General features: G+C 62.1%; 8 protein-coding genes and 1 pseudogene. 4 read left to right on the forward strand and 5 right to left on the reverse strand.

Annotated elements, in window-relative coordinates:
• The first annotated feature begins 2 nt into the window (after positions 1–2).
• A pseudogene (treY, locus tag V1273_RS28120) lies at positions 3–2,793 on the forward strand (malto-oligosyltrehalose synthase).
• A gap of 4 nt (positions 2,794–2,797) precedes the next feature.
• Here the strand turns inward: treY and V1273_RS28125 are convergent.
• Positions 2,798–3,109: a polyhydroxyalkanoic acid system family protein gene (locus V1273_RS28125; RefSeq protein WP_334364582.1), complete on the reverse strand. Its 312-nt coding sequence runs from the start codon at positions 3,107–3,109 to the stop codon at positions 2,798–2,800.
• Positions 3,110–3,274: 165 nt separating this feature from the next.
• On the opposite strand from V1273_RS28125, the gene V1273_RS28130 reads away from it, so the two are divergent.
• Positions 3,275–3,439, forward strand: a complete 165-nt coding sequence (locus tag V1273_RS28130) for a DUF3309 family protein (RefSeq protein ID WP_065727178.1) — start codon at positions 3,275–3,277, stop codon at positions 3,437–3,439.
• Between the two features lie 101 nt (positions 3,440–3,540).
• Here V1273_RS28130 and ligD read toward each other — a convergent pair whose 3' ends face one another.
• Positions 3,541–6,207, reverse strand: coding sequence for a DNA ligase D (ligD, locus tag V1273_RS28135; protein ID WP_334411577.1), 2,667 nt, complete (start codon positions 6,205–6,207; stop codon positions 3,541–3,543).
• 98 nt (positions 6,208–6,305) lie between these two features.
• Between ligD and ku the strand changes: the two genes are divergently transcribed.
• Positions 6,306–7,190: a non-homologous end joining protein Ku gene (gene ku, locus V1273_RS28140; RefSeq protein ID WP_334364584.1), complete on the forward strand. Its 885-nt coding sequence runs from the start codon at positions 6,306–6,308 to the stop codon at positions 7,188–7,190.
• 109 nt (positions 7,191–7,299) lie between these two features.
• Positions 7,300–8,907, forward strand: a complete 1,608-nt coding sequence (locus tag V1273_RS28145; RefSeq protein WP_334411578.1) for an AMP-binding protein — start codon at positions 7,300–7,302, stop codon at positions 8,905–8,907.
• Between the two features lie 203 nt (positions 8,908–9,110).
• On the opposite strand, the gene V1273_RS28150 is transcribed toward V1273_RS28145, so the two are convergent.
• The 3 genes from V1273_RS28150 to V1273_RS28160 all read right to left on the reverse strand — a co-directional run bounded on the left by V1273_RS28150 (position 9,111) and on the right by V1273_RS28160 (position 11,481).
• Complete coding sequence (locus V1273_RS28150) at positions 9,111–9,716, reverse strand: pyridoxamine 5'-phosphate oxidase family protein (RefSeq protein WP_334364586.1); 606 nt, start codon at positions 9,714–9,716, stop codon at positions 9,111–9,113.
• Positions 9,717–9,926: 210 nt separating this feature from the next.
• Positions 9,927–10,487 (reverse strand): hypothetical protein, encoded by a 561-nt coding sequence (locus V1273_RS28155; RefSeq protein WP_334411579.1) that lies wholly within the window; start codon positions 10,485–10,487, stop codon positions 9,927–9,929.
• Positions 10,465–11,481 (reverse strand): serine hydrolase domain-containing protein, encoded by a 1,017-nt coding sequence (locus V1273_RS28160; RefSeq protein WP_334411580.1) that lies wholly within the window; start codon positions 11,479–11,481, stop codon positions 10,465–10,467. The genes V1273_RS28155 and V1273_RS28160 overlap by 23 nt, the downstream gene beginning before the upstream one ends.
• Positions 11,482–11,537: the final 56 nt, after the last annotated feature.

Raw genomic sequence — 11,537 nt, forward strand, 5'->3', positions numbered from 1 at the left:
AAATGCCCCCGGCGATCCCGATCGCGACCTACCGCCTGCAACTGTCGGCGGATTTCGATTTCGACGCCGCCGCTTCCGTGGTGCCCTACCTGAAGGCGCTCGGCATCACCCATCTCTATGCATCACCCTTCACGCGCGCCCGCAAGGGCAGCGCGCATGGCTACGACGTCATCGACCACGCCCAGTTCAATCCCGAACTCGGCGGCGAAGCCGGCTTCGAGCGGCTGAGCGCCATGCTGCGGCAACATGATCTCGGGCTGATCCTCGATTTCGTGCCCAACCATGTCGGCGTGCATTTTGACGATAATCCGTGGTGGCTCGACACGCTGGAGTGGGGGCCTGCCTCGCCGCACGCGGCCTCCTTCGACATCGACTGGGAGCAATTGCCATATCGCGCCCGCGGCGGGGTGTTGCTGCCAATCATCGGCTCGTCCTACGGTCAGGCGCTGGAAAACGGCGAGATCGAATTGCGCTACGACGCCGGCGAAGGCAGTTTTTCGGCCTGGTACTTTGAGCATCGGCTGCCGATCGCGCCGGAGCGTTATGGCGAAATCCTGCGTATGATCGTCAAGGAAGCCGGCGCGGAGGAAAGTGCGACCGGCAGGGCCATGCTTGCGCTGGCTTCCCGCTATCAGGGGCCGCGACGCCCCAACCGCAAGGAAGCACCTGCGTTCAAAGCCGAGCTGAAGGGCATCACGGGCGCCGCCGAGATCATCGCGCATGGACTTGCAGCCTATCGGGCCGGGCCGGATCGCGCCGCTGCAACGCTGGCGCTGCATCATCTGCTCGAACGCCAGCACTACAAGCTCGGCCACTGGCGGCTCGCTTCCAGTGACATCAATTACCGGCGCTTCTTCGATATCAACACGCTGGCGGGCCTGCGCGTCGAGGACACCGGGACCTTCGAGGCGATCCATCGCTTGGTCAAACGGCTGATTGCGGAGGACAAGCTTGCGGGGTTGCGGCTCGATCACATCGACGGCCTGCGCGATCCCGTCCAGTATTTCCAGCGCCTGCGCCGGCTGATCCGCGACGGCTTTGGCGGGCGGAACAGGCCCTTCTACGTGGTGGTCGAGAAAATTCTCGGCGAGCACGAAAAGCTGCCGCCGTTCGCCGGCGTTCACGGCACCACCGGCTATGAGTGGCTGAACGCGATCACCCATGTGCTGACCGATGGAAGCGGCCTGGAGCCGCTCGACGAGGTCTGGCGGCAGATCAGCAACCAATCGCCAAGACTCGAACCGATCCTGCGAGATGCAAAACGTCGCGTGCTGGAAACGCTGCTGACCAGCGAGTTCACGGTGCTGATGCGCCTCTTGGCGCGGATTGCCAGCGGACATTATTCCACCCGCGACTATTCCGCCGACAGCCTGCGGCAGGCGCTCGAACTCTACGTGCTGCACTTTCCGGTCTATCGCACCTACCTGACAGCGTCGGGCCCATCCGCGCATGACCGCCAGTTGATAGCAGGGACGATCGAGCGGGCGCGCGCCGACTGGTTTGCCGCCGATGACGGCATCTTCGATTTCCTGCGCGACGCCCTGACAATGGACCTGATCAAGCCTGGACGTACCCACCACAGCGCGCCGCGGGTGCGCCGGTTTGCCTTGAAGATGCAGCAGTTCACCGGACCGATGATGGCAAAGTCGCTGGAGGACACGACGTTCTACCGCTACCACCGCCTGCTTGCCCTCAACGAGGTCGGCGGCGATCCCGCCGCAAGGGCGCTTTCGGCCGGCGAATTTCATGGGATGATGCAGTCCCGCGCCGGCGCATCGCCGCACGGCATGACGGCGACGGCGACGCATGATACCAAGCGCGGCGAGGATGCGCGTGCGCGCATCCTGGCGCTTTCGGAAATTCCGGGCGAATGGACCGGCACGGTAGCCCGATGGAAACTGCTCAACGCGCCGCATCTGCTCGTCGATGGCGATCTGCGCGCGCCCTCGGCGGCGTTCGAATACATGCTATATCAGGCGCTGGTGGGGGCATGGCAGCCGAACGACGCTTCGTTTGTGGACCGGATGCAGGAATATGCGCTGAAGGCTGCGCGCGAAGGCAAGCAGGAAACGAGTTGGCTCAATCCCCACGTGGCCTACGAGACGGGTGTCAAGAGCTTCATCGCGAAGATCCTCGACCCCTCGCTGTCAGGCGAATTCCTGAATTCCCTGCAGACGCTGGCGCAGCGGCTCTCGTTGCTGGGCGGCCTGAACGCGCTCAGCCAGATCACGCTGAAGACGACGATACCGGGCGTGCCGGACTTCTATCAGGGCACGGAACTTTGGGATTTTTCGCTGGTCGATCCCGACAACCGGCGGCCTGTCGACTTTGCCGAACGCGCTGGCCGACTGGGCGCGGTGGAGAATCCGGATTGGGATCGCCTGGTCGAGAAGTGGCCGAGCGGTCATCTGAAGCTGGCCTGGACACGGCATCTGCTCAAGCTTCGAACCGAGCTCGCCGATACGTTCACAAGCGGTGATTACGAGCCCTTGGAAGTTAGCGGACCGCGTCGCGACCATTTCATCGCGTTCGCCCGCCGGCGAGGCCGCGAGGCTGCGATCGTCGTGGTCACACGATGGTTTGCGCCGTTCACCCGATGGCGGCAGACATTGGCCCGGTCCGGAGAACTACGACGCCGCGCTGAACGTCGGCGGCTACGCGATTGAAGGTTTTGCAGACGCCGATGCTGCGCAATTGCGCCTGTCAGACCTGTTGACGCATATGCCGGTCGCGGTGTTGAAAGCCAGGTACAATGGCGCGACAAAACCCGCGCCAGGGCGCCGTCGCGGCTGATACGTCAGTTTTTCTTGGTCAGCAGCAACTGGCCGCGGCTGCGGATCGCGGCCTGGGCCGCTTCGGCAAAGCGCTGCAACAGCCACGGCAGCACCACTTCCACCTGCACGTGATCGTCGGCGACGTCGACATGGCCTGCCGCGCCTTGCCCGAGGGCGCGCACGTGGAAGATCATGCGGTTGTCTTCCCAGCGCTCCTCGTCGACACTTAGCATCGGTACGCTGGAAGCGGCGCGCGACAGTCCTGTCTTGAGGCGGCGCATCGCCTCCTCGCGGCCCAGACTATGCGGGATGGAAACCACGAGCGGTTTGGTCATCGCTGAAAAATCCTCCCTGATCTATCTACATGTAATTGTACGCGGTTCGAAAGTAAGGGACGACCGTACGATCGCCTCCCGCACCGGAACTTTCGTGATTCACGCTTGTTACTCTCCGCGAAGGCAGGATAGACACACGCCCCGCTTCGGGCTGAGGAGAGATTTATGTCTATCGGCACAATCATTCTGATTATTCTCATCATCGCCCTGCTCGGCGGTTTCAGTGGCATCGGTGGCGGCCCGTTCTATGGCACCGGATATTACGGCGGCGGCGGACTGGGTCTGGTGATCGTGATCCTGTTGATCCTGCTGCTGCTCGGAAAGATCTGAGCCACGCGTCGAGAATCGTAGGGTGGGCAAAGGCGCACCTGCGCCGTGCCCACCCTTCTTGTTGAGATAAAGATGGTGGGCACGCTGTCGCTTTGGCCACCCTACATTGAGGCCAATTTCTTCATCGCCGGCTTGATCGACGCTGCCGCGTCATCGTAGCCGTCCCACGCTTTCGTCTTCGCCAGTAGCGACGGCACGGTGCGGATCGTATATTTCTTCGGATCGAGATCGCCGCGCACCTGCGTCCAGGTCAGCGGCATCGACACGGTAGCCCCCTCCCGCGCACGGGGCGACAAGGCAGCGATCGCCGTCGACATCCGGTCGTTGCGAAGATAGTCGAGGAAGATTTTTCCCTTGCGCAGCTTCTTCGACATGTTGAGCAGATAGCGCTCGGGATCATCGCTCGCCATCCACTGGCAGATGCCTTGCGCGAACACCTTGGCCTCCTTCCAAGAAACCTTGTCCCTTGCGCCATAAAGCAGCGGCGTCACCACATGCAGCCCCTTGCCGCCCGTGGTCTTGCAGAAGCTTTCGAGGCCAACAGCGGTCAACCGCTGGCGCATGTCTTTTGCCGCTTCGATGACGTCGGAGAATTCAACATTGGGCGCGGGATCGAGATCGAACACCAGACGTCCCGGCGTGTCGTAAGCGTCCGGTGCACAATTCCAGGGATGCAATTCGAGGCCGCCGATCTGCGCCACCGCAGCCAATCCCTCGACCCGGTCGATCTGCAGATAGGGCTTGCGGTCGCCCGAAACCTTGGCCAGCTCGAACAGGTTGGACGCACCCTGCATGGCGTGGCGTTGAAAGAATTTCTCGCCATGGATGCCGTCGGGCGCGCGAACGATCGAGCATGGACGGCCCTTGAGGTGACCGATCATCCATTCGCCGACGCTCTCGAAATATTGCGCGAGGTCGAACTTTGTAACGCCCTCGCCGTCGCCGGCGTCGGGCCACAACTCCTTGTCCGGCTTTGAGATCACCACGCCCATGACCTCGCCGGCCTTGTTCGTTGTTGCGGGCGTTGCCCGCACCGTCGCACCCTTGCCCTTGCCCGGTTTCGGCTGCGCGACGCCTGCCTTGGACGGTGTTTCCGCCTCCACCTCCTCGGCCGGCTTGTCCTGCCGCAGGCCTTTGAACGCCGCCTGACGAATGTTTCCGTCCGCGGTGAACCCCGCGAATTCGATCTCGGCGACCAACTCCGGTTTCAGCCAGTGCACGTCGCGGGTTTTCTTCGGCGCGTTCTTGCCGCCGAACGGATTCTTGTCGGAGGCTGCTGCCTTCAGCGCCGGCATGATGCGGCGCACCTTGTCCTGCCCGAAACCGGTACCGACCATACCGACAAAGGCGAGATGATCGCCGCGGTAGACGCCGGCCATCAGCGAACGGAATTTGCCGTTGGTGGTCTTCCAGCCGCCCAGCACCACCTCATGCCCGGCGCGGCATTTCGCCTTGGTCCAGCTCTCGGTGCGGCCCGAGCGATAGGGCACATCGAGTTTCTTGGAGACGATGCCTTCGAGTTCGAGCTTGCAGGCCGATCGCAGGACGGCATCGCCGCCGCTTTCAAAATGCTCGACATAGCGGATCTGCTTGTCCTTGCCCTTCTGCGCCTCCAGCAATTTCTTCAGCCGCGCCTTGCGGTCGCCGAGCGGGAGCTTTCGAAAATCTTCACCATTGGCAAACAGCAGGTCGAACGCATAGAAGATCAGGCTCTCGCTGTCGCCGTCCGACAGCGCCGCCTGCAGGGTCGAGAAGTTGGGCGCGCCGTTATGATCGAGCGCGACGATCTCGCCATCGATCAGCACGTCGGGAAGCGATTTCGCTTCCTTGGCGATCGCCTGGAATTTATCGGTCCAGTCGAGGCCTTTTCGGGTGCAGAGCACCGCATCGCCATCCTCCACCCGCAATTGCACGCGGTAGCCGTCGAACTTGATCTCGTGACACCAGCCTTCGCCGCCGGGCGGCCGCTCGACGACTGTGCAAAGCTGCGGCGCGACGAAATCGGGCATCGCCGCGACCTTCTTCGGCTTGACCATCGGGGCCGGGGCGCGCGTTTTGATCTCCGGCGCGGCGCGCAAGGCGGCCGTCTTCCGCAAGGCCCGCGCCTCGGCCGCATCGCCGCGGTTCGATTGCCAAACCGCGTCGGCCTTTGTAGCCGTAGCCAGCATGAACGGCTTTGGCGCCTTGCCCTTGCCTTGCGCGATCTGCTCCATCGTGCGCCCGGAGGCGACCGAACGGTCCTCGTCGAGAATGTCGTTATCCTCGCCTTCCCTGGCGAATTCGTCACGGTGCTTGATCAGGAGCCAGTTGGTGCGCTTGCCGCCGTAGCGGTCGCCCCGCATCCGCACCAGCACCCAGCTTCCGTGCAGCTTGTCGCCATGCAGGGTGAATTTCAGGTCGCCCTTCTTGAAGCCGCGATCGGGATCATCGGACTCCCAATAGCCCCGGTCCCACAGCATCACCGTGCCGCCGCCGTACTGGTCTTCGGGAATGATGCCTTCGAAATCGCCGTAATCGAGCGGGTGGTCCTCGACCTCGACCGCGAGCCGCTTGTCGTGAGGGTCGAGTGACGGCCCCTTGGTAACGGCCCAGGATTTGAACACGCCGTCGAATTCCAGCCTGAGATCGTAATGCAGCCGGCTCGCATCATGCTTCTGAATCACGAACCGCCGCTCTCGGGCGGGCGCGACCTCGACATCGCCGGAGGGCTCCGCCGTTTTGCCGAAATCACGCTTCTTGCGGTACGTGCTGAGCTTCTTCAACGCCACGGCCACACCTCAATCAATCCGCCCCGCGGCAACACCCGGAACGAAAACCCATACTAACCGTTGAAGTTCCCAAACCCAAACCGCGCCCGGAGATTGCAATGGCCCCCCGCGCCTACTGGAAAGGCTCGCTTAAGCTCTCTTTGGTGTCATGTCCGGTCGTGCTGTATCCGGCCTCGACATCGGTCGAGAAAACCCGCTTTCACATGATCAACAAGGAGACCGGCAACCGGCTGAAGCAGCAAATGATCGATGCCGAGACCGGCGACGTCGTCGAGAGCGACCAGAAAGGCCGCGGCTATGAGCTGAAAAAGGGCCAGTATGTCGAGATCGAAAAGGAGGAACTGGAAGCCGTCCAGATCGAGAGCAATCATACCATCGAGATCGACAGTTTTGTGCCGCGGGACGAAATCGACAAGCGCTACTACAATCACCCCTACTACATTGCCCCCGACGGCAAGGCCGCGGTGGACGCCTTCGCGGTGATCCGGGACGCCATGAAGGATGAGGAACGGGTGGCGCTGGCGCGCATCGTGCTGACCAACCGCGAGCACGTCATGGCGATCGAGCCGCTCGGCAAGGGCCTGCTCGGCACTACACTGCGGTATCCGTACGAGCTGCGCGACGAGGGCGACTTCTTCGATGACATCAAGACCCCGAAGATCACCAAGGACATGGTCGAACTCGCGGGCCATATCCTGCACAAAATGGCCGCGCATTTCGATCCCTCGAAGTTCAAGGATGAGTATGAGGACGCGCTGAAGGCGCTGGTGCGCCGCAAGGCTTCCGGCAAGCCGATCAAGGTCGCCGAGCCCGAGGAGAGGGCGGACAACGTCATCAACCTGATGGACGCGCTGAAGGCGAGCCTGAAAGGCAAAGCGGCGACGAGACGGCGCGCACAAGCCCCGGCCTCGCGGCGGGCGCCGGCACGCCGGACAGCAAGGAAAGCACACCGGTCGTCGGCGAGGCACCGCAAGGCGAGCTAGGCTTGCGCTGGCCGTCATTGCGAGCGCTTGCATTACCCGAAGCCGGAAGGCATTTTCCTCTTGGAACTGACGCCACCGACAATAGCGGCGTCGGACCGGGGAGGAATGAATGGCATTGACGAAGTCGCACGTCGCAGGACCGACCACGCCTGCGGTACGGGAGATGACATTCGGCGATCTCTTGCGCAAGGCGGCTGAGGCCGCGCCCGATCGCCTCGCCCTGATCGCGGGCGTGCCTGACCCGGCGCAGCGGCGGCAATGGACCTACGCACAGTTCTATCGCGAAGCCCAGCGCACCGCCCGGGCGCTGCTGTCGCGCTTCAAGCCCGGCGAGCGCATTGCCGTCTGGGCACAAAATATCCCGGAATGGATGATGCTCGAATTCGGCGCCGGCATGGCGGGCATGGTGCTCGTCACCGTCAACCCGGCCTTCCGCGCCCGCGAAGTGGAATATGTGCTGAAACAGTCGCGCTCTGCCGGGGTCTTCGTGGTCAACGGCTTCCGCGGCAACCCGATGCTGGAGACCGTGCAGGCAGTGGCGCCGAATTGTCCCGAGCTGCGCGAGATCATCTGCTTCGATGACTGGAATGCCTTCATCGCGGCTGGCGACGACGAGGGCATCAAGCTGCCGGCCGTCAGCCCAGACGATCCCGTCATGATCCAGTATACCTCGGGCACGACCGGCTTTCCGAAAGGCGCCCTGCTCCGCCATCGCGGGCTGCTCAACAACGGTGCCGATACCGCCGACCGGATGGGCGTCGACGACGGCGACGTCTTCGTCACCACGATGCCGTTGTTTCATACCGGCGGCTGCGTCTGCTGCGTGATCGGCGCGGTATCAAAGGCCGCGACCACGGTGCTGGTCGAGGCTTTCGAGCCTGGGCTGGTGCTGGAAATGCTCGGGACCTATCGCGGCAACGCCATGCTCGGCGTGCCCACCATGCTGGTTGCGATGCTGGAGCACCCGACATTCGCGGCGACCGATCTGTCCTCCGTCAAGGCGATCTGCTCCGGCGGCTCGACAGTGCCGGCCTCGCTGGTGCGGCTCCTGGAGGAAAAGCTCGGCGCGCCCTTTACGATTGTTTTCGGCCAGACCGAATGCTCCCCCGTCGCGGCGCAGACCCGCACCCATGACAGCGTCGAGGACAAGGCCAACACGATCGGCCTGCCGCTGCCCAATATGGAAACCAAGATCATCGATCCCAACACCGGCGAGACCGTTCCGATCGGCACGATCGGCGAGTTCTGCACCCGCGGCTATCACGTGATGATCGGTTACTTCGAAATGCCCGATGCGACTGCGGCTGCGATCGACGCCCACGGCTGGCTGCACACCGGCGATCTCTGCGCAATGGACGCGCGCGGCTACTGCACCGTGGAAGGCCGGCTGAAGGACATGATCATCCGCGGCGGCGAAAACATCTATCCGCGCGAGCTGGAAGAGCTGCTGTTCAAGCATCCCAAGGTGGGCGAGGTCGCCGTGATCGGCCTGCCGCACGAGAAATGGGGCGAAGAGGTCGCAGCCTTCATCCGCCCGGCGCCAGGCGCCGCGATCGACAAGGACGAGCTGATCGCCTACATGCGTGCCTCGCTCGCCCCGCACAAAACGCCAAAACAGTGGTACATCGTGGACACATTCCCGCTGACCGGATCGGGCAAGATCCAAAAATTCAAGCTGCGGGACGCCTGCACCAAGGGCGAGATGACGGCGATCTAGGCCGCTTCCGTTCATTTCAAATACTTTCGCCGTCGTCCCTGCGAACGCAGGGACCCATACGCCGCGGCTTATCTGCGGCGCGATGGGGCCAGTTGCCTTCGCTGCAATCTAGGCCGATGGTTATGGGTCCCTGCGCCCCGTGCGCAATTGCGCACTAGGCAGGGACGACGAGGGTGATTTTCGGTGTGGGCTACAATCGCTCCCTACCCCTTGAATGTCGGTTGGCGCGGGTGGATGCAGTCCTTGAAATCCGCAAAGCCTTTCCACGCCGGCTCCGGCGCGTCCTGTCCGGCTTGAGGCACATAGATCGACGGCTCGATCGACCGCATCGCCGGAATATATCGCGGGCAGTTCGGAAAGATCGCACGCGCCGTCACGCGAACGATGAGCTGCGCGCCGACGGTCTCCGACAGCAGCGGGTCGCTGTCGCTCACGCTGGCGCTGCCGTTGACACGCAAACGCCGCGGCTTGCCATGCATGGCGATGAACAGCAGGCCGACATCGGCATTAACGACGATGTTGCCGAGACTCTTGAACATGCCGTTGCCGTCATAGTCGGGAAATGCGAGCTCGGAAGGCCCGGTGATGCGCACAAACCCCGGCGCCCCACCCTTGAATGAGCAATCGGGCCGGCCTTCGGCATCGGCGGTTGCCAGAAAGAAATAGGGTAGGCCTTCGATGAACTGCTTGTCGTCAGCGGTGAATTCCTTGCGCATCAGCTTCTCTTCCAGCCGATCCGAAATCCGGCGGCTGTCGAACCGGTCCTGCAATTGCCTGTTACCTTCGTGATACATGACGCTCTCAGCCATGGTCGTGCTCCGTCCTGCCCTGAGCCTCTTCCGCGCGAGCTCAGTCTGGATCAAACTACACAATTAAGCATACCACTGTACGGTTGCAGCGCACGCGGCAAGCTGACCAGCACGATCGACGGCAAACGGCCATGAGGAGCCGTTGGTTCTGATTACCGCCGGTGGCGGGGAAGTAGTCAGCGATCGAAGATGGCGAGAGGCGGCTGCCTCTCACTCCTTCACTTCGCCGTACAGAGTTGTCTTGGTGCCATCGGTATTTTCGAAGGCGACTTCAACTTTGTTGCCATTGAAAGCGAGAATCCAGAGTTGCGTTTCGCTACGTCCGAGGATTCGGCGCTCCAATGCAAAGGTACGCTCGTCGAGCCAGCGTCCTTTGGATGCATTGATCCCGTAGTTGACTGGAGGGCTCTTTCGAAAAATTCCGTCAAGCCCCAGCAGTCCCGAAAAACGTCCCGCAGGCTGGTCCGCCCTTCCAGCGTAGGTGGTGATTTCCCAGAACGGATCCGGATCGACGAGGTTCAGCGCGAATGTCTTTACTCTGAGAATATTGCTACTCACTTGATAGGTCTTCCCCGATATCTGTTTCGCCAGTTCGGGGGTCTTGCCGAGCGGTGACGGCCGCTCCGTAGCAGCTTCGCGAACTGATGCCGCGAGCAGGGATTGCGCGACGGCGTCAGGCGGCAGCGGCTGGTCCGACTTGACTGCGCTGGCAATATCATCGATCAGCCTGGCCGTTGGATAGAACTGGTCATCCCGCAAAATGCCGGTCATGACCGATATCCAGCTTCGGAAGCACAAGAATCAACTGCGAATGGCGACCGCGGGCCATGTAGGCGTCCTTTTCGGGCAACGACCACCACAGATTTGCGTAGCGAAACCCGAAAGTCGCCTTAACCCTTCCTTCCCTCGCCCGATCAACCCATGACGCTGGAATGATCTGCTTGCCGTCCCACATCCCATTGCGAAGGTAGAGATAGCCAAACCGGGCCATGTCGTGCGGCGCCAGCGACAGTCCCGCTTCGCCATCGATGACTCCCTGGGCGTCGGCCCGGCCCCAGCGAGCGCTGGTGATACCAAGCGGCCCGAACAGCTCTTTCTCCGCAAAATCCAGCGCATTCTGACCGGTCTTCCTGTTGATGAGCGCGGACAGCACGTACGGATTGCCGCTATTGTAATAGAATTTGGCGCCTGGAGCATCCGACATCGGCTGGCTTAACACGAAGGCGGTCCGATCCGGCGCCTGATACATCCGCATGAGGGTCTCGTCGGGCGTATAGGATTTCTCCTGCCACTCCAGGCCCGAGGTCATGTCCAGCAGGTGCTGAACGGTCATTGCTTTCTTGGCTTCATCAATGTTGGGAATTTGCTTGTCGGCGAACAAATCCATAATCGGATGATCAACGCTGTCGAGCAGGCCTTGCTTGATTTCGATGGCCGTCAACGTGCTGACAACACTCTTCGTTACCGATCTCAGGTCGTGCGTAATGTTGGGCTGATAGGGGGCATAGTAGGCATCAAGCACGATCTTGCCGTGCCGGACGATCAGCAGGCTGTCCTGCTTGTAGCCCCCCACGGTCTCCACGAGCCGGGCCAGCGTACCGGATTGCATCCCCTGCTCTTCGGGAGTTGAGACCGGCCAGGCCTTGGTGGGCCATACCGCTTCCTGAACCTGATTATCCGCCGTGCCCGCAATCAAGCCGGAGGCGACGAGACATTGAAACCCGGTAAAAAACACTACGGCTGTCGCGTGACGCAGACGCAGCATCGGCGGTTCTCCTATGATTATGTTCTCGAACGGAAAAGCTCCCCAGTAGAGCGCTT

This window comes from Bradyrhizobium sp. AZCC 1721, assembly GCF_036924715.1.
Classification (GTDB): domain Bacteria; phylum Pseudomonadota; class Alphaproteobacteria; order Rhizobiales; family Xanthobacteraceae; genus Bradyrhizobium.

What these genes read in the sequence shown, in the direction of transcription:
- V1273_RS28125 (WP_334364582.1), bottom strand. Translation starts at nt 3,109, where the DNA reads ATGACCAAACCGCTCGTGGTTTCCATCCCGCATAGTCTGGGCCGCGAG.
- V1273_RS28130 (WP_065727178.1), top strand. Translation starts at nt 3,275, where the DNA reads ATGTCTATCGGCACAATCATTCTGATTATTCTCATCATCGCCCTGCTC.
- ku (WP_334364584.1), top strand. Translation starts at nt 6,306, where the DNA reads ATGGCCCCCCGCGCCTACTGGAAAGGCTCGCTTAAGCTCTCTTTGGTG.
- V1273_RS28145 (WP_334411578.1), top strand. Translation starts at nt 7,300, where the DNA reads ATGGCATTGACGAAGTCGCACGTCGCAGGACCGACCACGCCTGCGGTA.
- V1273_RS28150 (WP_334364586.1), bottom strand. Translation starts at nt 9,716, where the DNA reads ATGGCTGAGAGCGTCATGTATCACGAAGGTAACAGGCAATTGCAGGAC.
- V1273_RS28155 (WP_334411579.1), bottom strand. Translation starts at nt 10,487, where the DNA reads ATGACCGGCATTTTGCGGGATGACCAGTTCTATCCAACGGCCAGGCTG.
- V1273_RS28160 (WP_334411580.1), bottom strand. Translation starts at nt 11,481, where the DNA reads ATGCTGCGTCTGCGTCACGCGACAGCCGTAGTGTTTTTTACCGGGTTT.